This window comes from Accumulibacter sp. (genome assembly GCF_023806635.1).
Classification (GTDB): Bacteria; Pseudomonadota; Gammaproteobacteria; order Burkholderiales; family Rhodocyclaceae; genus Accumulibacter.
On sequence record NZ_JAMTDQ010000052.1, the window covers coordinates 1 to 20,786 of the forward strand.

General features: G+C 64.0%; 19 protein-coding genes and 1 riboswitch. Of the genes, 11 read left to right on the top strand and 8 right to left on the bottom strand.

Translation table 11 applies throughout. The features are described 5' to 3' along the window. Positions 1–908 (top strand): response regulator (locus NFW30_RS10250; protein WP_295372047.1); only part of this gene is annotated, 908 nt, incomplete at its 5' end. 572 nt (positions 909–1,480) lie between these two features. Continuing rightward, complete coding sequence (locus NFW30_RS10255; protein WP_295355320.1) at positions 1,481–2,161, top strand: SOS response-associated peptidase; 681 nt, start codon at positions 1,481–1,483, stop codon at positions 2,159–2,161. Positions 2,162–2,609: 448 nt separating this feature from the next. Here NFW30_RS10255 and hisG read toward each other — a convergent pair whose 3' ends face one another. The 3 genes from hisG to NFW30_RS10270 form a co-directional block, all read right to left on the bottom strand. Next, entirely contained in the window at positions 2,610–3,485 is an 876-nt protein-coding gene (hisG, locus tag NFW30_RS10260) for an ATP phosphoribosyltransferase (protein WP_295355318.1), read from the bottom strand. Beyond that, the gene (hisI, locus tag NFW30_RS10265) at positions 3,482–3,859 is read right to left on the bottom strand and encodes a phosphoribosyl-AMP cyclohydrolase (RefSeq protein WP_295355316.1); all 378 of its coding nucleotides are present in this window, start codon (positions 3,857–3,859) and stop codon (positions 3,482–3,484) included. Before hisI ends, hisG begins: the two co-directional genes overlap by 4 nt. A 422-nt stretch (positions 3,860–4,281) precedes the next feature. Further along, positions 4,282–5,472, bottom strand: coding sequence for a M20 aminoacylase family protein (locus tag NFW30_RS10270; protein ID WP_295355314.1), 1,191 nt, complete (start codon positions 5,470–5,472; stop codon positions 4,282–4,284). An 83-nt stretch (positions 5,473–5,555) separates the two neighbouring features. Here NFW30_RS10270 and rapZ point away from each other — a divergent pair, with 83 nt between their 5' ends. From rapZ to NFW30_RS10315, 9 genes are all read left to right on the top strand, one after another. Continuing rightward, positions 5,556–6,437, top strand: a complete 882-nt coding sequence (gene rapZ / locus NFW30_RS10275) for an RNase adapter RapZ (protein WP_295355312.1) — start codon at positions 5,556–5,558, stop codon at positions 6,435–6,437. After that, a complete protein-coding gene (locus tag NFW30_RS10280; protein ID WP_295355310.1) occupies positions 6,434–6,811 on the top strand; it encodes a NusG domain II-containing protein in 378 nt (125 codons plus the stop codon). The genes rapZ and NFW30_RS10280 overlap by 4 nt, the downstream gene beginning before the upstream one ends. A 41-nt stretch (positions 6,812–6,852) precedes the next feature. Further along, a riboswitch (S-adenosyl-L-homocysteine riboswitch) is annotated at positions 6,853–6,925 on the top strand. 106 nt (positions 6,926–7,031) lie between these two features. Then, on the top strand, positions 7,032–8,444 hold the full coding sequence (ahcY, locus tag NFW30_RS10285; RefSeq protein ID WP_295355308.1) for an adenosylhomocysteinase: 1,413 nt from the start codon (positions 7,032–7,034) through the stop codon (positions 8,442–8,444). 25 nt (positions 8,445–8,469) lie between these two features. Then, positions 8,470–8,832 carry a phage holin family protein gene (locus tag NFW30_RS10290; RefSeq protein ID WP_295355306.1) on the top strand — a complete coding sequence of 121 codons (363 nt, stop codon included), beginning with the start codon at positions 8,470–8,472 and terminating at the stop codon, positions 8,830–8,832. Continuing rightward, positions 8,832–9,686 (top strand): methylenetetrahydrofolate reductase [NAD(P)H], encoded by an 855-nt coding sequence (metF, locus tag NFW30_RS10295; protein WP_295355304.1) that lies wholly within the window; start codon positions 8,832–8,834, stop codon positions 9,684–9,686. The genes NFW30_RS10290 and metF overlap by 1 nt, the downstream gene beginning before the upstream one ends. Before the next feature lie 157 nt (positions 9,687–9,843). Continuing rightward, positions 9,844–10,122, top strand: coding sequence for a DnaJ domain-containing protein (locus NFW30_RS10300; protein WP_295355302.1), 279 nt, complete (start codon positions 9,844–9,846; stop codon positions 10,120–10,122). Beyond that, a complete protein-coding gene (locus NFW30_RS10305) occupies positions 10,119–10,667 on the top strand; it encodes a hypothetical protein (protein WP_295355300.1) in 549 nt (182 codons plus the stop codon). The genes NFW30_RS10300 and NFW30_RS10305 overlap by 4 nt, the downstream gene beginning before the upstream one ends. After that, the gene (locus tag NFW30_RS10310) at positions 10,667–11,398 is read left to right on the top strand and encodes a hypothetical protein (RefSeq protein WP_295355298.1); all 732 of its coding nucleotides are present in this window, start codon (positions 10,667–10,669) and stop codon (positions 11,396–11,398) included. Before NFW30_RS10305 ends, NFW30_RS10310 begins: the two co-directional genes overlap by 1 nt. 44 nt (positions 11,399–11,442) lie before the next feature. Beyond that, positions 11,443–12,651 (top strand): hypothetical protein, encoded by a 1,209-nt coding sequence (locus NFW30_RS10315; RefSeq protein WP_295355296.1) that lies wholly within the window; start codon positions 11,443–11,445, stop codon positions 12,649–12,651. 190 nt (positions 12,652–12,841) lie between these two features. On the opposite strand, the gene NFW30_RS10320 is transcribed toward NFW30_RS10315, so the two are convergent. The 5 genes from NFW30_RS10320 to NFW30_RS10340 form a co-directional block, all read right to left on the bottom strand. Beyond that, positions 12,842–14,155: a DUF1615 domain-containing protein gene (locus tag NFW30_RS10320; RefSeq protein WP_295355294.1), complete on the bottom strand. Its 1,314-nt coding sequence runs from the start codon at positions 14,153–14,155 to the stop codon at positions 12,842–12,844. Further along, positions 14,152–15,879, bottom strand: coding sequence for a gamma-glutamyltransferase family protein (locus NFW30_RS10325; RefSeq protein ID WP_295372050.1), 1,728 nt, complete (start codon positions 15,877–15,879; stop codon positions 14,152–14,154). Before NFW30_RS10325 ends, NFW30_RS10320 begins: the two co-directional genes overlap by 4 nt. A gap of 356 nt (positions 15,880–16,235) precedes the next feature. Beyond that, a complete protein-coding gene (locus tag NFW30_RS10330) occupies positions 16,236–16,664 on the bottom strand; it encodes a hypothetical protein (RefSeq protein WP_295349799.1) in 429 nt (142 codons plus the stop codon). A 190-nt stretch (positions 16,665–16,854) separates the two neighbouring features. Beyond that, positions 16,855–17,580, bottom strand: coding sequence for a PEP-CTERM sorting domain-containing protein (locus NFW30_RS10335; protein WP_295349800.1), 726 nt, complete (start codon positions 17,578–17,580; stop codon positions 16,855–16,857). A 682-nt stretch (positions 17,581–18,262) separates the two neighbouring features. Next, positions 18,263–20,734, bottom strand: coding sequence for an SdrD B-like domain-containing protein (locus tag NFW30_RS10340; RefSeq protein WP_295372053.1), 2,472 nt, complete (start codon positions 20,732–20,734; stop codon positions 18,263–18,265). Positions 20,735–20,786 lie beyond the last annotated feature (52 nt).

A 20,786-nucleotide genomic window follows, 5' to 3' on the forward strand; every position in this document is an offset into this window, starting at 1 on the left:
ACAATGTCCTGTCGATCATGGGCGACAGGGCACAGGCCAAAGGGCTCTCCCTGACTGTCGATGTGCCAGACGCACCGCTGCTGCGGGGTGACCCGACTCGCTTGCAACAGGCAGTCCTGAACTATGTCGGCAATGCGGTCAAGTTCACCGAATCGGGAAGCATCGTCGTGCGCTTTCACTGCCTCTCAGAACAAGAGGCCAACACGGTGATGCTGCGCTGCGAAGTCGAAGACACGGGCATCGGCATCCCGACGGACAGGATTGCCCGGTTGTTCACGGCCTTCGAACAAGCGGATAACAGCCTGACGCGCAAGTACGGCGGCACGGGTTTGGGACTCGCCATCACACGTCGTTTTGCCCGGATGATGGGCGGCGATGCCGGCATTGCCGCCACTTCGGAGACAGGCAGCACGTTCTGGTTCACGGCCCGGCTCGGGAAGGCGCCCGATGGAGACAGGGCGACTGCGGAGTCAACCAGGGAAGCCGCTGAAGCCACACTGGCGCGCGACTACATGGGACGTCGCGTCCTGCTTGCCGAAGACGAACCGATCAACCGCGAGATCACCATGGATTTGCTAGCCGAGGTCGGGTTTGATGTGAGTGTGGCCATGGATGGCAGCGAAGCCGTTCTCAGGGCCGGCGATGGGCCCTACGACTTGATCCTCATGGACATGCAGATGCCCGGGATGAACGGTATCGAGGCGACCCGGCGCCTGCGTCGGATGCCGCAAACCGCCACCACACCGATCGTTGCCCTGACGGCCAACGCGTTTGCCGAAGACCGGCAGCAATGCCTGATGGCCGGCATGAATGATTTCATAACCAAGCCGATCGACCCGGAATGCTTCTTCGCGACCTTGCTGCATTGGTTGAGGAGCCGCGATTTCAGGAGCGGCGCTGAGACCTGATCGGCTCGATACCCCCAAGACTCTTCGTCCAACGCTCATTGTCCTTTCGGCCGCCCGGTATGATCCAAGAGAGTGCGCTTCGGCAGGGTCGCGTAGAAGCTGCGCAACATCTTGGCGGTCGCGCCCCGCAACTCAATCGTAAGCGTTCAGCGCCCCCACCCCTGGCGCACAGATCTCAAAGCGATCACAGCCGGTCGAGCAGCATCTCGGGTAGTGCGGCGAGCTGGGCGGCAGCGGAAGGTGATGTCATCGCGGTCGTCCCGGTGCTGAGGGAGTTGCAAGAACGCGCTTGGGCGCCGAAAAGCCAAGCGAAACTTCGCTCGCAACGGACCCCCCGGCGTGTAGTCTTGCGACCGCGGTGGCGAGAACGGTGGCAATCTCCGCGGCGCGCTCGCGCGGCGACATCGATTCGGGTAGAGTCGGGTCGGCGGTCATCTTCGCTCTCCATTTGGATGTTCCAGACCGCCCTGAGCGACATGACCACAGATTTTTCAGCGCAGCGTGTTGTGGAGCAGGGGTGAACAAGAGAGCGAAGATTCACATCAGGAAGCGCGCGTGGGCGGGGTGTTGAGATGTGCGGCCGATATGCACTCCATGGTCCGGTTTCCCGCATCCGGGAGCACTTCGAGCTCGAAGACGGGTTCGGCTTCGAGCCGCGCTACAACATCGCACCGACGGCGACCGTCCTGATCGTTAAGTCGGGGCCGCACGACAAGCGGCTGGCGAGACTTCATCGCTGGGGACTGATCCCGCCGTGGGCCAAGGACGCCACGATCGGTGCGAAGCTGATCAACGCGCGGGGCGAGACCGTGGCAGAGAAACCCGCCTTTCGCACGGCATTCCGGCGCTGGCGATGCATTGTGCCGGCAAGTGGCTTCTATGAATGGAAGGCAGCACAGGAGGCGGGTCGTACGATCAGGCAGCCGTACTTCGTTCGCCCCGCAGACGATGGCGATCTCTTCGGGTTTGCCGGACTCAGCGAGCGCTGGGTGTCACCGGAGGGCGACGAGGTTCACACGTGCTGCATCATCACGACCGACGCCAATGAGCTGATGATTCCGCTTCACGACCGAATGCCCGTGATTCTGCAGGCCAGTGACTACGCGGCGTGGCTCGACCCGGGCAATGCCGATGTGAGCGGCTCGCGCAGGTTGTTGCGACCGGCCGCGGCTGCGGGCATGACCGCCTACAAGGTGTGCAGGGCGGTCAATTCGTCACGGGGCGAGTCGCCGACATTCGTCGAACCGATATGACCCGGCACCTACGGCCCGGCGTCTCCGCGCCCGTGATCCTCGTGTTCTCCCGCCAGCAGTGGAAGAGCGTGTTCTCCCGCTACCCGTGGGCTTCCTGCGTCCCTTGACGGCGTGACGTCGATCAATCTCGGATAACCGGGAACGCCGGGCGGGAAGCAGACCTCGCCTGAACCGGGCAAGCACGCGCCCTGGCGAAGATGGCCGTCGCCCTTCGTCGGCCACGTCGAGATTTGACCGGGCATGGCGATGTCAGGAACAACGAGCACCGGTGTTCTTGAAGCCCCCCTTGGCACCGCCTCCATTTGACCGTGGGTGTCCCTTCGGCAGAGTTGCAAACCCCGCCGGCGGCGCCAGCGTCCGGCACCACAGACGCCACCGGGAGGATCATGCAGGGCGGCCGACAGTACCCGAGCGTCAGGTCCTGCAAATCGACTTCGCGCCAGTCTGCTCAGATGATCTTGTTCAACGGGTACTCGACAATTCCTTCGGCGCCGAGCTTGATCAGTTCCGGAACGATGCTTCGCACCTTCCTTTCCGGAAGGATGCTCTCGATCGAAACCCAGTCCGAATTGTGCAGATGGGCAACCGTCGGGTTGTTGAGGCACGGCAGGATGTCGGTGATGGCAGTGACACGGTCTCCCGGGGCGTTCATCTTCAGGCCGACCATCCCTTCCGCACGGAGCGTCGACTGCAGCAGGGTTGCGATCTGCTCGATCTTGACCCGCTTCCAGCGGTCTTGCCATGCCTTCCTGTTGGCAATCATGACCGGCAGCGACTCCATCAGGTCGCAGACGATCCGCAGGCCGTTGGCACGAATCGTTGAACCCGTCTCGGTGACCTCGACAATCGCGTCACACAGCCCCTCGACCACCTTGGCCTCGGTGGCCCCCCAAGAGAATTCAACGGTGACCGGGATGTTGCGCTCGGCGAAGTAACGCTTGGTGAAACCAACCAGTTCGGTGGAGATGGTGCCGCCCCGGAGATCCTCCGGAGAGCGAACCCTGGAGTCATCATTGACCACCAGAACCCAGCGCACCGTTCCGCGGGAAGCCTTGGAGTAGACCATCTCGCAGACTTCGACGACATCCGAATCGCTCTCCCGGACCCAGTCCCTGCCGGCAATACCAACGTCGATGGTGCCTCGTTCGACATACCTGCCCATCTCCTGGGGACGGATCAGGCTGCATTTCATCTCCTCGTCGTCGACATTTGGAAAGTAGCTGCGCGATGCCGTGGTGATCCGCCAGCCGGCCTTGCGGAACAGTTCGACGGTGGACTCCTCGAGGCTCCCCTTGGGGATGCCGACCTTCAGCAGATTGCTCATTTCTTGTAGACCTGCGCCGGGTTGAACAGGGGCTTCGAATGCTCCACCCAGGCTCCGTCTTCCCATTTCACGAAGAAGCAGCTGCGGTTGCCGGTATGGCAGGCCGCTGGGCCGTTCTGCCTGACCTTGATGACCACCGTGTCGGCATCGCAGTCCGTCAAGACCTCGACCACCTCCTGGGTGTTGCCGGATTCCTCGCCCTTCATCCAGTACTTGTTGCGGGAGCGACTGTAGAACCAGGTCTTGCCGGACTCGAGAGTCAGGTTCAACGTCTTTTCGTCCATGAAAGCGACCATCAGCACCTCGCCGTTCTCGGCATCCTGAATCACGGCGGGGATCAACCCACCCATCTTGTCGAAATCAATCTTGATCATGGAGCATGCATTCCTTGTGCGTTGAGTGTTGGCCAAATGCTACGACTTCGAAGGGCATTGGCGCCTGACGGCGCGCCGCGCAGGCGCCAACCCGTCAGTCTAGTCTCTCCGGCACCCCGGGAACAGCGTCAGTTTTCGTATCGAAGCAGCGTGTGCCGAACTCGGTCCAGCAAGAGATCGCCCCTCCTGCGACCCATCGGGATCGAGCAGGAGCTCCAGGAAGCTGCGGCTGGCGTTCGTGCAAGCGGCTGACTGCCGACCCGAAAGCCGTCTCGACAGGCTAGAAGTCCTGGCAACGCCCGGAAAAATGAAGCGAAAACCCGGCACCGGGGAACCTGAAGGAACGCCGATCCGCTCGGCTTCTGGCGTGCGGGGTCAGCTTTCCGCAGCGACCCCGCTGCGCACCCCATCCCCACCTTCCCTCACTCGGCAGCGGCAGCCGACGACTCCCCCAGCACGCTCTCGGCAAGACGTACCCAATAGCTGATGCCAAGCGGCAGGAGTTCGTCGTTGAAGTCGTAGTGCGGATTGTGCAGCGTACAGCCACCCGTACCCGGACCGTTCCCCAGCCAGACGTAGCACCCCGGCTTCTCGCGCAGCATGTACGCGAAGTCCTCCGCGCCCATCGACGGCAACTCGCTGGTACGGACGTTGTCGGCACCAAGCAGGCGCGTGGCGACGCGGCGACAGAGCTCGGTCTCCGCTGGACTGTTGACCGTCGGCGGATAGCGGTGGTCGAAGCGAACCGATATCTGCGCTGCGAAGGCACTCGCGACGCCGCAGCAGATCCGCTCGATGGCTCGCTCCACGAGTTCCTGGACCTCTGGCTTGAAGCTGCGGATCGTGCCACGCAGGACGGCATCGTCCGGGATGATGTTCCAGGCTTCCCCGCCATGAATCTGCGTGACGCTGACCACTGCCGATTCGCAGGGATGCACGTTGCGGGCGACAACCGTCTGCAGCGCGAGCGTCAATTGACTCGCGACGACCAGGGTGTCGACCCCTTGTTGTGGCATCGCGGCATGACATCCATGGCCGCGGACGGCGATCTCGAAGGCACAGGTCCCGGCCATGACCGGACCCGGCATCACCGCCACCTGTCCCACCGGCAATCCCGGCCAGTTGTGGAGACCAAAGACGGCCGTCATCGGAAACCGGTCGAACAGGCCGTCCTCGATCATGACTGCTGCCCCGCCCTCCGACTCCTCGGCTGGCTGGAAGATGAAGTACACGTTACCGCCGATCGCCAACTCATCCCGATGTGCCGCCAGGTAGCGCGCTGCGCCGAGGAGGATCGCCGTATGCCCATCGTGTCCGCAGGCGTGCATCTGCCCGGAATGGCGCGAGCGGTGCGGAAAGTCGTTCTTCTCGTGCAACGGCAGGGCGTCCATGTCGGCGCGAAACCCGATGCCACGGCGGTCGTGGCCCTTGCGCAGAATCCCGACGACGCCCGTACCGGCGAGGCCGCGGTCGACCTCGAGACCGTAGTGCTCCAGTTCCCGCGCGACCAAGTCTGCCGTGCGGAACTCGGCAAAGGCAAGTTCCGGGTGAGCATGGATGTCGCGACGCAGCGCCGCGAGTTCTTCGACAAAGGGAATGCTGAGGATGTTCATGAACCCGCTCCGTCCGCTGGGAATCGGCAGTTTAATGCAGCGCAGCTTGCCCGTGCGACCGGGCATCCGTTATGCTTCATCACATGCATCTCGTTCTCATCAGCGGCCTCTCCGGTTCCGGCAAGTCGATCGCCCTCAAGGTGCTCGAGGATGCGGACTATTATTGCGTCGACAACCTGCCCGCGCAGTTGTTGCAGCGGCTTGTCGGACAACTGGATCTGCAGGGCTATGACAAGGTCGGCGTCGTCATCGATATCCGCGGCGGCAACAGCGTGGCGACACTGCCGCTGCAGCTCGATGCCTTGCGCCAACAGGATCTCGAACTGCAGTTCCTGTTCCTCGATGCGCAGGATGCCACCCTGATCAAGCGCTATTCGGAAACCCGCCGCCGGCATCCGCTGGCCAGCGACCAACTGACGCTCACCGAGGCCATTGCCGCCGAACGCGGCCGGCTGGCCGGCCTCTCGGCACTCGGCCACCACATCGACACGAGCGGAGTCAGACCTGCCGCGCTGCGCGAATGGGTGCGCCAGTTCGTCAAGAGCACCATCGCCAGCGACCCCTGTCGGGGACTGACCTTGCTCTTCGAATCCTTTGGCTTCAAGAACGGCATTCCGCTCGACGCCGACCTCGTCTTCGACGTCCGCTGCCTGCCCAATCCGCATTACGACCTCAACCTGCGACCATTGACCGGGCGGGACGCAGCCGTGGTCGAATTCCTCGAGGCCGAGGCCGACGTCCTGCGCATGCGTTCCGACATCGCCCGTTTCGTTCGCGCGTGGCTGCCGGCGTACGTTCAGGACAGTCGCAACTACCTGACCGTTGCCATCGGCTGCACCGGTGGCCAGCATCGGTCGGTGTATTTCGCCGAATGGCTGGCGCGCGAGTTTCGCGACTGCGCGCGCGTGCTGGTCAGGCATCGCGAACTGGCCGCACCGAGCACGGCCGCCGGCAGCAACGCATGATCCGCTGGATTGCGCTGCTGAAGCCGGGCGACTGCCTGCTGATCGCGCTCGGCCTTGCCGGCGTCGTCGCATCGTTTCCGCTGGCGTGGCGGGCAGGCGTCGCCGACAAGGCCGTCGTCAGGCGTGGCGGCGAACTCTTTTCGGAACTCGACCTGCGACATGATCGGCGCCTCGATGTGCCTGGGCCACTGGGCGTGACGACAGTGCTCGTCGACCGCCGTCGCGTGCGGGTTGCCGCCGACCCGAGTCCGCGACAGTACTGTGTGCGGCAGGGATGGCTGGCCCGTCCGGGCGAAATCGCCATCTGTGCCCCGAATCAGGTCAGCGTCGAGGTCCAGGGAACGAGCCGGACCCACGACTCGCTCGTCTACTGAAAGCCGCGCGCGTTCGCGCGAACCCGTTATATAATCGGTCCCAGTCCGAGGAGCGCTGCAAGGCTGTTGTCCCACAGTTTCAGGCTCGGATTCATCAAACGGCGCTCATCCCACCAACCCGTACCGGGGTTGGCAGCACGGGGTGGGCACAGGGGATACCCTGCAGTCGTTCTCCGCCAGAGCTACCTTCTCCCGGTCACAGTCATCAAGGAGCCTCACTGTGTCGGATACTGTTACTCTCAACCAGGACTATGTGATTGCTGACCTCGGTCTCGCCGACTGGGGCCGCAAGGAAATCCGCATCGCCGAAACCGAAATGCCGGGACTGATGGCGATCCGCGAGGAGTTTGCCACGCAGCAGCCGCTCAAGGGCGCACGCATCACCGGCTCGCTGCACATGACCATCCAGACTGCGGTGCTGATCGAGACGTTGACCGCGCTCGGCGCCGAGGTGCGCTGGGCATCCTGCAACATCTTCTCGACGCAGGATCACGCTGCAGCAGCCATCGCCGCCGACGGCGTCGCGGTCTTCGCCGTCAAGGGAGAGTCCCTGCAGGACTACTGGGACTACACGCACCGCATCTTCGAGTGGCCCGACGGCGGCTACAGCAACATGATCCTCGACGACGGCGGCGACGCCACCTTGCTGCTCCATATCGGCGCGCGTGCCGAACAGGATGTGTCCGTGCTGGCAAAGCCGGCATCAGAGGAGGAAACGATCCTCTTCGCGGCAATCCGCACGAAGCTCGCGAGCGACCCAGGCTGGTACTCGCGCCGCCTGGCAGCGGTGAAGGGCGTCACGGAAGAGACGACGACCGGCGTCCACCGCCTCTACCAGATGCATGCCAAGGGCGAACTTCGTTTTCCGGCGATCAACGTCAACGACTCGGTGACGAAGTCGAAGTTCGACAACCTGTACGGCTGCCGGGAATCGCTGGTTGACGGCGTCAAGCGAGCCACCGACGTGATGATCGCCGGCAAGGTTGCCCTGATCGCCGGTTACGGCGACGTCGGCAAGGGATCGGCACAGGCCATGCGCGCCCTTTCGGCGCAGGTCTGGGTCACCGAGATCGACCCGATCTGCGCCCTGCAGGCGGCCATGGAAGGCTACCGCGTGGTGACGATGGAATACGCGGCCGACAAGGCGGACATCTTCGTCACCGCGACCGGCAATTTTCACGTGATCACGCACGAACACATGCAAAAGATGAAGGACCAGGCCATCGTCTGCAACATCGGGCACTTCGACAACGAGATCGACGTGGCATCGATCGAGGGCTATGCCTGGGAAGAGATCAAGCCACAGGTAGACCACGTGATCTTTCCCGATGGCAAGCGCATCATCCTGCTGGCCAAGGGTCGCCTCGTCAACCTCGGCTGCGGTACCGGCCATCCTTCGTACGTCATGAGTTCGTCGTTCGCCAACCAGACGATCGCCCAGATCGAGCTGTTCACCCGCAATGCAGAGTACCCGATCGGCGTCTACACGCTGCCCAAGCACCTCGACGAGAAGGTCGCGCGCCTGCAGCTCAAGAAGCTCAATGCGCAGCTCAGCGAGCTGAGCGAACAACAGGCACGCTACATCGGGGTCGCCAAGGAGGGACCGTACAAGTCGGACCACTACCGCTACTGATGCGGCAGGACAACCGGGGACCGGCATGCGGGTGCTCCTGATCTGGCTGCTCAACACCTGCGCCCTGCTGGCGGTCGGCTACCTGATGCCGTCGATCGAGGTCGCGTCGTTCGGCTCGGCGCTGCTGGCAGCAGCCGTACTCGGACTGGTGAACACCTGGCTGCGGCCCCTGTTGATCCTCCTGACCTTGCCGGCTACGCTGCTGACGCTCGGACTCTTCCTCTTTGTCCTCAACGGCCTGATGTTCTGGCTCGCCGGGTCGATGTTCGAGGGCTTCGTCGTCGGCGGCTTCTGGCCGGCGTTTTTCGGCGCCATCCTCTACAGCATCCTTTCATCCATCCTGTCCTCTCTTCTGCCACAGCCAGAAGGGCATGAAATCGCCCGCTGATGATCACCACATCCCCCACTTTCAGCCTTGAGCTGTTTCCACCGCAAACGCCCGAGGGCGCGGAAAAGCTGCGTGCGGCACGCGCCCAGATGGCGCTCCTGAAACCAAGGTTCTTCTCAGTCACCTTTGGTGCGGGTGGTTCAACACGCGACCGCACCCTCGAAACCGTCCTCGAGATCCAGAACGAGGGCCATCGGGCGGCACCGCACCTGTCTTGCATCGGCTCCACACGGGCCAGCATCCGCAGCATCCTCGAGCAGTATCGTGCGCACGGCATCCGCCACCTCGTGGCCTTGCGCGGTGACCTGCCGTCAGGAATGGCCAGGCCGGGGAGCTTTCGTCATGCCAACGAACTCGTCGAGTTCATCCGCTCCGAGACCGGCTCCTGGTTCCATATCGAGGTGGCCGCCTACCCGGAGTACCACCCGCAGGCGAAGAGCCCGCTGGACGACCTGCTGGCCTTCAAGCGCAAGATCGATGCCGGCGCCGACTCGGCAATCACGCAGTACTTCTACAACTTCGACGCCTACTCGCACTTCATCGACGAGTGCCAGGCTGTCGGCATCAACGCGCCGATCGTTCCAGGCATCATGCCGATATCGAGCTTCAGCAGCCTGGCGCGCTTCTCGGACAATTGCGGCGCCGAGATACCGCGCTGGATTCGCAAGCGCCTCGAGAGTTATGGTGACGACAGGACGTCGATCCATGCTTTCGGTCTCGACGTGGTGACGCAGTTGTGCGAGAAACTGCTGGCCGCAGGCGCACCCGGGCTGCACTTCTACACACTCAACCAGGTCGGCCTGACCAGGACGCTCTGGCAGCGTCTTGGACTGGCCTCCGCAGCCGGCGACTGAGGGGTAGCGCGGAAATGGTCACCAGGCAAGGGAAGGGAGGCGCGGGTGCTCGACGCGATGGATCACCCGGAGCGGTGATCAGGGCGCGGGTGGGGAACGGCGCAGGGTGGCCTTGCAGCGGGCCGGCCCGCAACCCTGTGGACGGCCGGGGTGGGGAATGAAGGACTACTACGCCATACTCGGGCTTGCCAGCGACGCGACCCGCGAAGTGATCAGGGCCGCGTATCGCCGCAAGGCACTGCAGTTTCACCCCGACCGAAACATGGCACCGGAGGCCAGCGAGCGGTTTCGCGAGGTCCAGGAGGCCTATGATGTCCTCGCTGATCCGGACCGCCGGTTTGCCTATGATGAGAACCGGCGCCGCAATCTGCTCGACAAACCACTGGAAACGGCGCGCGAAATCTGGCAGCGCTACATCGAAGGAATCCTGCAATGAAGGTATCGCCATACTTCGAGGAACTTAAATCTGCCTACGACGCCGAACTGGATGACCTGATGACGGATTCGGCGGGCCACGATGTCCTTGCCCGCCGACTCGAGGCAAAGCGCAGTCAGGTCGGGCAACTGCTGCCGATGATCGAGTGCAACCCGGAGATGGTCGCCGTCGCCTTTCACGGCGGCTTCAGTTTCGCGAACCCGGCGGTGATGACGGACCTCGCTGCCCGCGAACCCGAAGACCTGCCCGCATGGCAGGCCCTCCTGTCGTCGGTGTCGCTCGAACCCTGGGCCGCCGAGTTGGCTCGAGTGGTTCTCAAGGCTGCCCACGGCGAGCATTTCCTGGTCGTCACGGCCTGCCTGGAGTTCCTCCGCCGGCCAAGTGCGACCTCGCTTGGCGAAGGTGTTCAGCCGCAGCCGCCGGACGGCCGCGGCGTCGATGATGATGACGATGCCGATCTCGACGTCGACCTCGAGGAAGCGGGCGCCGACTGGTTGTCCGAACAGGGCTTCGAGCGCAAGGATCGCTTCTCGGGAGACTATTGATGACTCACCCGGTACTGGCAAGAGCGGAGAAACTGGTTCGCGTTGGCGACATCGTGGGCGCCGAGGCCGCCCTCGTCTCGCTGGTCGAGACGGAAGGCGATCAGGCACTCACGCTGGCACTTGACGATTTTCCCGCCAAGGACTTGCTGGCGGTGCTGCGCGATTTCGACTCCGCGCGCGAATCGGTGGTGAACCTGCTGGTATCACCGGAGCAGTTCGCCCGCGCGATCGCTCTCGAAAGGCGTTATGGCGACATCAGCCACGAGCGCCTGCACGGCATGATCAACTCGGTGATCTTTCGTGCCGGCGCTGACCCTGGAGAATTCCTCGCCGCCATCGGCGAACTGGAGGGCGGCAACGAGGTTCTAGCGGATTATCTTCACGAGCGCGCGGAGAACCTCGAGCAGTTCTTTCGCACCGGCGTCTTCGACTTCTTTTCGGACGGCGACGACTCCGGCAACGATCTCAGTGACGAGGAGCGCCTCGACGCACTTTCCGACGAGAGCAGCGGCGGACCTTTCCTCAGCCACAGCGAGGTCAACGATCACGACTGGATGGAACTGGCGTGGACCCTCCGCTACCAGCAGCCGGAGATCTTCCGCGAGGTGCTGCTGATCCTGCGCGCCCGCGCCCGTGCCGATGAGCGCCAGCAAGCAACCGCCGAGAGGCCGGCACCGCAGGTCCCGCTCCAGCCGACCCTCGGTGAGGGCGATGAGGAATCGGCGCTCTGATCGCGGATGCGCAGACGAGTGTCGGCAAGGACGGCGGACAGGCGATGTCGGAACCGGTGGCGAACGGCCAGCAACTGACTCTTTTCGACCAGCGACCCTTCTTCGAGAGGGCACTGCAGCACGGAGTGCGCAGCGGGCTGATCGATCGGGACGGGCTGGACAGCATCGTGAACGACGGGGCGAAAGGCCTGCTGCAGATCGCCGACTTCTTCGGCACACGCTACCTGCGTCCGAACATCGAGGAAGCACGGACACGCATCGTCAACCTCGTGAGCCTGTTCCTCGAGGAAGGCAGCGGTGGCGACCTCGACCTGGCGGCCCGATCGCTGCGCGACAACAGCTTTCTGTCGCATTCGCGCGGCGGTTCGGAAATGCTGAAGAAGCTGTGGGCAATGCCGGAAGACACCTCGTACGGCATCCTGGCCAAGCAGCCGCAGAAGGACTTCCTCGCCGATTGGTCGCTGCGCAGCCTGCCCGACTATCGCCAGGCCCTGGCGCAGCGGCAGGTCCACCAACTGTCGATCACGGCAGCACTCTGGCTTGCCGAGCGCCTTGGGTTGCCCGCTACCGAGCTGTCGACGGTCGCTGCCGAGAGCGTGGTTCGCAGCGCCGTGCTTGTCCACCTGAACGGCGCCGGGCCGCTGGCAATCCCCAATGCGAGTGGGTTGCTGCAGATACTCGAGGCAATCCGCAGGCGAGGCGTGCCACGCAAGGGACGCAAGCTGCTCGCCGGCCTTCTGCAGGAACTGCCCGAAGGCTGTTTGCCGGTTGCCCGGCACGAGCTGCACCGGATCGAGAGCGAGGACCTGCCGCGGATCGCTGATCACTCGCGCCCAATCGCGCAACTGCTGCGAGAACTCGAACCACTTTACCATCTGCGCGATTTCGGGCCTGAGGATGCCGGACGCTTCGATGCGGCGGCATGCGCCGACTGGCAGCGGATCACAGCCGGCAGGACCGACGACAGTTCGCTGCTGACGATCTTCGTCTGCCTCGCGGCAGACCTGCCGCCGCAGCCGGTGCTGAACAAGGTGGCAGCACGTGCGCTGATCCGCAAGGCGCGCCGCGAGGGTTTCAAGCGGCTGCCGGTGCTGGGCTTGATACGCGCGCTGGCACCCTATGAGATGCAGGACGACCTCGAGGCGCTGTGGAAGGAGTTCTTTCCCGAAGCAGAGGCAGTCCTGCTCGACGCCGCCGACACGCAATTCGCCGATGCACTTGATTTCCTGCGCGACAACTGCAACCTCGTCTGAGCCGATGGCAACGACGACTGCGGCTGGACGCCGCAGTTGGGTCCCGGGCTGCGGCGGGCCAAGGAGCCCGCTGTGGCACCAGCGGCAAGGGCCGACAGCCGGTCACCAGCCGCCGCGCCACGGGGCGTTCCGCTGTTGTCTCGCTGCGACCTGCATCCTGGCCGGTTGCTGGCGACTTGCTCACAGCCTCTCAGGGCTCCCCGCGCTCGAGACACTGACGGAAGCGTCCGTCGACGCGGCGGGCGAACCACTCGGTCGTCAAGGGACGGGTGATCTTCGGGCTCTTCAACGCTATCCGGGGAATCAGCTCGCGCGGTCGCCGTTCGCCTGTCGTCGAGTCGGCAAGCGCGTAGAGCCGCAGGTAGAGCGGCGTCTGCTCGAAGGCGAGGGACTTCTCCAGCCTGAGGTCGCGCAGGATATCCCCTTCACCCAGGTTCAGGCGTGAGCGCAGTGACAGCGTGACACGCTGGGTTTCGCTGGCTTCGGCCGCAGGCGATCCGTCTGCCCGATAACGGAGCAGATCGCCATCGAGCGACAGTTTCTGGCCTGAGACCCGGGCCAGCGCATCCTGAAACGCCGCGTTGCGGCTGCTGTAGCGGCCGGCGTTGAAATCGGCAAAGCGATGGATCATCTGGCCGTAGCTGGCAGGGTAGTCAAGCAACGAGGCGATACCGAAATAGACGCCACCGCGACGGGTGAACACCTCCTTGCGCACGCTGTCCCGGACGGGATAAGGATATGGCTTCTCGAGCACCTGTTCCTCGGCGAAAGCGACGCTGACCTGCATCGGTCCGCCGGTGCGGATGGGGTTGAAGCCGGCCAGCAATGTCCTGCCGCCTGGCACTTCCGAGCTCAGGTCCTCGTACAGGGCGTTCATCTGCGCCTCGGTGCGCAGGGCATCGATGCGTACCCGGTAGCTACGCCCATCCGGAGAGGGCTTGAGCAGCGCCAGGTCGAGCACGGCCTTCGGGATACCATACTTCTCTCGCCGCTGCTCGATCTGTCGCCAGGCGATCCCCGCCAAGCCAGGTACCGTCGGGTCCGACTGGAAGCCGGATTCCTGCCCGATGACCGCAATCGCCGCGCAGAACCGCTCCGCGGTCATCGTCATGCGCAGGGCGACGAAGGCCCGCGTGATGTCGCCCGTCCAGGCAGCGCGGTCACTCACGTTGGTGGGCAGCAGCCGGTCGACCAGAACCCGAGCCTCACGCTCGCTGGTGACGGGCGTCAGCAGTTGCGATCCGGTTGGCGGCGCGCCCCTGGCGCTGGCGGCCGCCCCTGCCGGGTGGCGCGCCTCGCGCTGCAGCGCAGCGGCTCCGGATGTCGATGTTTCCCGCGGCGTCGGTGGCGATGGTCGCGACTCGTAACCGCCATCGCCGGCACAACCCGCAGCGACCATGACCAGTGCCATCAGGAGCCAGGCCGTCGGCGAGCCCAGCAGGAGCTGCAGGTGCCGCGGCGAACCGCTGCCACCTTCCGCACCGTACCTGGCAAGCCAACTCATTCACCCACCACCCGCTCTTCGCGCCGGGGATCCGCACCACCGCTGAGGCCACCGCCATCCCTGCTGATCGCCTGCAAACCGCTGCTCATGCCGATTTCCCTGACTTCGTGGCCCCACGATCCGAGCGTCTCGACGACAGTGGGCGGGAAACGCCCTTCCTCGAGCAGCGTCGGCCCGTTGAGCGACCCGAAATTGGGCAGGTCGATCGCATCCTGCGGTGTCATCTGCCAGTTCAGCGTCGCCAGCAGCAATTTGGCCGTGTAGTGGATGATCAGTGCGCCGCCAGGCGAGCCCCCACTCAGGACCACGTCACCCGTTGCTTCATCGAAGACGAGTGTCGGGCTCATCGATGAGCGAGGCCGCTTTCCCGGTTCGACCCGGTTGGCGATCGGCAGCCCGCGATCGTCGCGTGGGAGAAAGGAGAAATCGCTGAGCTGGTTGTTGAGCAGGAAGCCGCGCACCATCTGGCGAGCACCAAAGGCGTCCTCGATGGTGCTGGTCATCGCCAGCACGTTGCCGTGCGCATCGACGATGCTGAGATGAGAGGTCCCGTACTCGACCTGTTGCGGCATCGACGAACGGGCCGGCGCCACCGCCCCCGGCACACCCGGCTGGGCGACCCGCATGCTGCGCTCGGCTTCGATGAGCTGCGCCCGGGCAGCGAGGTAATCGGGAGCGATCAGTGAATACCAGCTGCCGGCAGGGGCAGCAACGAAGGCCGGATCAGCGACGTAGCGCGCGCGGTCGGCAAAGGCGAGGCGCGCCGCCTCGGTGTAGTAGTGCAGCCACCGCGGGTCGGCAAAGGGCAGCGACACGGCAACGGTATTGCCGAGGATGCCGAGAATCTGCGCAATGGCAATGGATCCCGAGCCGGGGGGCGGAAAGCCGCAGATCCGGTACCGGCGTCGAGGGCTGGCTCGCTGTGGTGCGTAGTCGCTGCAATAGGGCTGTCGCCGTTCCGGTCGATACCCGGCGAGGTCGCTCAAACTCAAGCGGCCGGGGTTGTCCGGGTGATCGCGAACCTTGGCCACGATCGCCTGCGCGATTTCTCCCTCGTGCAGGGCGCGCGAACCCTCACCGGCAATCCGGCGCATCACTGCGGCGAGTTCAGGATTGCGCAGGGTACTGCCAACCGCGACCGGCTGCCCTGTGTAATCGTAGAAGTGGGCTGCGGCCTCGCGGTCGAGGCGCAGGTACGGATCCGCCTTGAGCAGCGCATGCAGCCGCTGGCCGACCGGAAACCCGAACTCGGCGAGATGAATGGCGGGCTCGAAGAGACTCGCCCAGGGCAGCCGGCCGTATGCGGCATGTGCCTGCTCGAGCATGCGCACGGTTCCTGGAACGCCGACCGCCCGGCCACCGATCACTGCCTGATGAAAGCTCAGCGGTGTGCCATCAGTCCGCAGGAAGAGATCCTCGCCGGCAGCTGCCGGCGCCGTCTCGCGGCCATCGAAAGCCACCGTCTGCCGGCCATCGTGGTGCAGCAGGAAGGCACCGCCGCCAATCCCGCTCGACTGCGGTTCGACGAGGCCAAGGACCATCTGCGCGGCGATCGCGGCATCGATCGCCGCGCCGCCGGCTCGCAGCATTGCCGCTCCGGCCTCGCTCGCCAGCGGGTTTGCGGTGGCCACGGCGAAACGCTCGCCACGCCAGCCGAATCGCGGGCTGTACCCGGAGACGCCTTCCGGTTGGTGAATCGCAGCGGTGGTGGCTGGCAGACGCATGCCCGCCCCATTGCTGCAGGCCCCCAAGAGGGTAAGCGCCGCTAGGACGATCTGGCAGCAGAGCTTCATGGCGACCCCCCTGTCACCAGCGCCGCGCCGCCGCCAGCGCCTCCATGACGCGCATCGGCCAGAAAACCAACCGCCCGGAAGAGCACCCGCCACCCGCGACTGGCTCGGAATCCCGACAACCACCCGACCGGAGCGGCCGCGATCCCTGTCGGTCAAGGTAGCCGGTGGGGCCCAGACGGAGTAGCCCGTCATCAGCCCCTCGTAAGCGCCTCAGCCTTTGCCGGCTGCGCCGTGGACCAGCCCAGGCACTACGTGCAGTCCGGCTTCAACCGGGGTGCAAGCGTCGCTCATTCGCCAGCGTGCTCAGCCGCAGATTCGGGTGCATTTGCCCCAGCGTTCCCCGCGCGCGCCTGCGCTGCAGTGGCGTTTCGCAAGAGATGATTCAACTGGTTCGCCAAGTTGGCAATGGTGTCGAGACCCAGCACTACACGACAGGCAAGGATACCACTGACCGCTTGCGGGATTTCCACCCCCGGCTGCCCAAGACGCGCCAAGTGCATCAGCGTCTGCGGATCGATGAATCCGAAGTCGATGAACACGACCCCGCTTCCCGGCTGAACCGTTGCGATGTTGGAAAAAACCGGCATCTGTGATTGCTCGACGGGCTGCAAACGAATCGCCACCGAGACTGGTTGTGCTGCAGATGATACTGCATTCGCTTCTGACCCGGCAGTTGCAGCCACGCCCGAGTCGACGGCAGTCTTTTCGCTATTCATGGGTACTCTCTCGTGTTGTTGACAAGCCCTTGACAACCTGACGGGAACCGAGCTCAGACCCATCCGTCGTCGCGCGACGTGCGGAGAATCGCCAACGTTCGCCCCCGGGGCAAGAGCACCGCCCGGCGTCAGCTGCCTCATATCTCGTCAGCGACGACTCCCGACTGGAGAACCGCTTTCCGGAACCCTGTTACCCCTTTGCAGTCGGCCCTCGGCGCACCCAGGAAAGACCAGCCAAAGCAAGTCCGAGCAGGGCGAACGACCCCGGTTCGGGAAGGCCGTCATCAAGGAAGAGTTCCGAATTATAGTATTCATCCTGCCAGTTGACGACGCCGAAACCGATGGTATAGGTGCCATCAGCCGGCAAAACGTAGCGCAATGACTGCCAGGGAGTGTAGCCCCCGGAAATCTTGGCAACCGCCAGCTCGTCGAAATCGACCACGACCCCGGAGGCATCGGTCACCACATAGAAGGCGGTATCCAGCGACTGGGAGGCACTGCTCTCCTCAGAGTAAAAGCTCCAGTACTGCGTCAGCACGTCATCCTTCCTGCCGGAGAAGGATTGGCTGATTCCCGATCCGTTCCACGGATCCGTACCTGGAGCAAGCCGCGCGGTGATGTCGAAACCGAAGAAAGTATTCAGCTCGCCGACGTTGTTGCGGAATGGATCCGGACCGCCCGACTCCGCTTGGCTGACCAGCCGGGCCATGCGCGTCCGCCATGGAACGACGGCGTGGGTATTGCCATCGTATGTCGTCACCGTGACGCTCGGGCTCGGTGTGACCAACCCCTTGACACTCCAGCCGGACAGGTCCGATTCAAAGCCCTGATTCACCAATGAAATGGCAGCTCCAGAAGCGGTCCCACTGAGAGCAACGAAGACACCAACAAAACCAAGTTGCGCACTCTTGATCATTGCCGCACACCTGCCCGAAACGCATCGAGGCTCATGCTGTTCATAATCACTCTCCGATCCAAAAGAAGGCGACAAAGCCCGCGTTCAAGACATCAGGCCGATGAATTAATGAGCCTGATGAGCAAGAACCATGCCGTGCTTAACAACATGCGGATTTATTGTGTTTTATCTGGGAGTTCGCAAGGCCGCATCGGGAGGAGTGTAAAAATCGTCGACACCCAGTGTCCTGCAGACAACGCTGCGCCAGAAGCGGCATCAGTTGCGTCAGTCTGAAAGAACTCAGCAGTCCCCCTCCCCAAGTTGCCGCAACCGGTGAAGCGCTCGCGGCAGATGCGGTTGGTCGCCCGCCAGGGGGCACTGCGACAGCGCTCGCGCTCACCCGAGATGACGAGCACGAGCGGCCGGTGCGCGGACCGCAATCAGCCATCGGCGTTGATGCGGGACAATGCGCCAACGCACGCGCCGGAGCAGAAACCGCACGGCAACTTGCGAAAACCGCGATGCATCGCAATCCACCCCCCGGGTGACGGTCGCGCTGGCGCGCTTTGGGCCCATCGCGAGCCGCCCAAAGCGCCCCAGTTTTTCCGCTCCGACCGAGCGTCGGTCCGCACCAACCCCATGGCGCGCCAGCGTCGCGCCGGGTTCCCGACATGCTCCCGGCGGCGGCGCAGGCTCAGAGCCCTTACAGGACGAGTGACGGATCGATCGCCATTCCGACCAACTGCACCGACGGCAGATCCATGTCGTTCTGCAATCCGGCAACTGCGGTGTCCACAAAGGCGTCACTCCGTGACCCCGCCGCACCCAGGTCATAGCCCATCAGCTGTGCAATGGACGGCAATGCGGCACCTCCTGCTGCAGCATCACTTGCCGCGACCGCAAAATAGACGTCAGTCATGTCAACCGTCGTACCGTCAGTCCTGACGGCACTGCTGCGCTCCAGATGCAGGTTGCCTTGCGCGTCGAGGAACGGCAGTTCGGTATGGCCCACGGTCAGGCTGATCAACCCAGCGTCAGCGAGAGTGATCAGTTCGCCCTCGTCGGTCAGGTGATTCCCGTTGGCATCGCGCCAGATCTGGATTTCATCGAACCGCGCATCCGAAGAATCAACCACGCCATCGCCGTTGCTGTCGAAAGCGGCAAGGGCTGCGAAGCCATCGCCCTTGTTCAGCCCACCAAACATTTCGGACACGTCATCGATGACGCCGTTGCCATTCCCGTCCACGACCAGGAAACCGTCTTCGGCCGACAGCCATCCCGACTTGATCGCCACACCGGTCCCGAGGAGGTCAAAGCTGCCCAGCGAGTCAGCCCGGGAGATCGTGCGAATGCCATCGCCGTTGAGGTCGATCGCCAACGGAGTGATCGCTGCATCCCAGCTGCGATCCGTCTGACCCGAGCTCAGCACGATCCGGGCGGTGGTGAAGGCCAGATTGCCGTCGGTCGGATCCTTCTGCACGTCCGAGTCGAGCCCGTCGTCGTTGCCGGCATCCTGCTGCGCCCATGGATACTTTGCCACGGAAATGGCCCCGGTAAGTGCTCCCGCCTTGTCGAAGACCAGGCGGTAGCTTCCGGGATCGAGGTCGGAGAACAGGAACGTCCCAGCCGCGTTGGTCGTCGTCGAGGCGACGAACGCGCCGCTGGTGTAGTCCTGCACGCGCACCACGACGTTGCCGACACCGATCTCGTTGGTATCCTGGATACCGTCCTTGTCCCTGTCGAGCCACACTTGGTCACCGAGGGTGGCCTTCTGGTAGAGACCGGCGTCGATGGTGAGATTGCTTTGACCGGCAAGCAGGGTGATCGGGCCACTCAGACCTGAACCCGTGGCACCCGTCGTACCGACGTCGGAGTCGACGCCATCGTCGCCGCCTTGGTCGGGACGAGTGAAGAAGAAGCCCGTGGGAGCCAGCACCTCGACCTGGTAGTTGCCGGGGCCGACTCTGTCAAAAAGGTAGAACCCGTTGCCGTTGGTCGTGTCGCTGGCCACCACAACCCCACTACTGTCGCGAAGCTTGACCGTGACACCAGCGATACCCGGCTCACCGGCATCTCGCAAACCATTGAAGTTGAGATCCTCCCAGACTAGGTCGCCAATGGAGCCGGTTTGAACGATCGGTACCGCCGCGCTGTCGCTGTCCGGAGGTGTCTGATCGCTGTCGGCGAAGGCCGTGTTGTCCAAATAGCCGTCGCCGCCACCGTTGCTGTCGATCTCGGCCTGCGTCACCGTGTGCTGCGCGGTGTAACTCCAGGTCTCGCCAACATCGAGGTTGGAGTCGTTGTCGCCAACGAGGTCGGCGTTGCGCACGATCCCCGCATCGGCCATGGCATCCGTGACCACGATGCCGGTCAGTGTCTGATTGCCAGTGTTCGCTACAGTAATGTCATAGGTGATCAGCTCTCCCACGGTGTCGACAATCTGCCCCGGAACCGCCGTCTTGACGATGTTCAGGCCTGGCCGCTGCTCGACTGGAATCGACGCACCGTCAGTGTCCGGGCCGGTCTCGTTGGAGTCGGCCGTCGCCGTGTTGACGATGCTCCCGCCGGCGTCAATCTCGGCCTGTGTGACGGTGTGGCTGGCCGTGTACGCCCAGGTCTCGCCGACTTCCAGCAGGTTGTCGTTGTCGCCGACCGTGTCCGCCACCCGCGTCAGGTTGCTGATGAACGGGTCGCTCACCGTGACTCCGGTCAGCGTCTGGTTGCCCGTGTTCTGCACCGCGATCGTGTAGCTGATCACTTCGCCCGCCACGTTGGCGCTGCCGCCCGGAACGCTGGCGTTCTTGACGATGTTCAGCGACGGGTTCTGCGCCACCGGGATCGAGGCGTCGTCGGTGTCCGGGCCGGTCTCGTTCGAGTCGGCCGTGGCGACGTTGACGATGTTCCCGCCGGCGTCGATCTCCGCCTGCGTGACGGTGTGGCTGGCGGTGTAGGCCCAGGTCTCACCGACTTCCAGCAGGTTGTCGTTGTCGCCGACCGTGTCCGCCACCCGCGTCAGGTTGCTGATGAACGGGTCGCTCACCGTGACTCCGGTCAGCGTCTGGTTGCCCGTGTTCTGCACCGCGATCGTGTAGCTGATCACTTCGCCCGCCACGTTGGCGCTGCCGCCCGGAACGCTGGCGTTCTTGACGATGTTCAGCGACGGGTTCTGCGCCACCGGGATCGAGGCGTCGTCGGTGTCCGGGCCGGTCTCGTTCGAGTCGGCCGTG

What these genes read in the sequence shown, in the direction of transcription:
- NFW30_RS10255 (WP_295355320.1), top strand. Translation starts at nt 1,481, where the DNA reads ATGTGCGGCCGATATGCACTCCATGGTCCGGTTTCCCGCATCCGGGAG.
- hisG (WP_295355318.1), bottom strand. Translation starts at nt 3,485, where the DNA reads ATGAGCAATCTGCTGAAGGTCGGCATCCCCAAGGGGAGCCTCGAGGAG.
- hisI (WP_295355316.1), bottom strand. Translation starts at nt 3,859, where the DNA reads ATGATCAAGATTGATTTCGACAAGATGGGTGGGTTGATCCCCGCCGTG.
- NFW30_RS10270 (WP_295355314.1), bottom strand. Translation starts at nt 5,472, where the DNA reads ATGAACATCCTCAGCATTCCCTTTGTCGAAGAACTCGCGGCGCTGCGT.
- rapZ (WP_295355312.1), top strand. Translation starts at nt 5,556, where the DNA reads ATGCATCTCGTTCTCATCAGCGGCCTCTCCGGTTCCGGCAAGTCGATC.
- NFW30_RS10280 (WP_295355310.1), top strand. Translation starts at nt 6,434, where the DNA reads ATGATCCGCTGGATTGCGCTGCTGAAGCCGGGCGACTGCCTGCTGATC.
- NFW30_RS10290 (WP_295355306.1), top strand. Translation starts at nt 8,470, where the DNA reads ATGCGGGTGCTCCTGATCTGGCTGCTCAACACCTGCGCCCTGCTGGCG.
- metF (WP_295355304.1), top strand. Translation starts at nt 8,832, where the DNA reads ATGATCACCACATCCCCCACTTTCAGCCTTGAGCTGTTTCCACCGCAA.
- NFW30_RS10300 (WP_295355302.1), top strand. Translation starts at nt 9,844, where the DNA reads ATGAAGGACTACTACGCCATACTCGGGCTTGCCAGCGACGCGACCCGC.
- NFW30_RS10305 (WP_295355300.1), top strand. Translation starts at nt 10,119, where the DNA reads ATGAAGGTATCGCCATACTTCGAGGAACTTAAATCTGCCTACGACGCC.
- NFW30_RS10310 (WP_295355298.1), top strand. Translation starts at nt 10,667, where the DNA reads ATGACTCACCCGGTACTGGCAAGAGCGGAGAAACTGGTTCGCGTTGGC.
- NFW30_RS10315 (WP_295355296.1), top strand. Translation starts at nt 11,443, where the DNA reads ATGTCGGAACCGGTGGCGAACGGCCAGCAACTGACTCTTTTCGACCAG.
- NFW30_RS10320 (WP_295355294.1), bottom strand. Translation starts at nt 14,155, where the DNA reads ATGAGTTGGCTTGCCAGGTACGGTGCGGAAGGTGGCAGCGGTTCGCCG.
- NFW30_RS10325 (WP_295372050.1), bottom strand. Translation starts at nt 15,879, where the DNA reads ATGCGTCTGCCAGCCACCACCGCTGCGATTCACCAACCGGAAGGCGTC.
- NFW30_RS10330 (WP_295349799.1), bottom strand. Translation starts at nt 16,664, where the DNA reads ATGAATAGCGAAAAGACTGCCGTCGACTCGGGCGTGGCTGCAACTGCC.
- NFW30_RS10335 (WP_295349800.1), bottom strand. Translation starts at nt 17,580, where the DNA reads ATGATCAAGAGTGCGCAACTTGGTTTTGTTGGTGTCTTCGTTGCTCTC.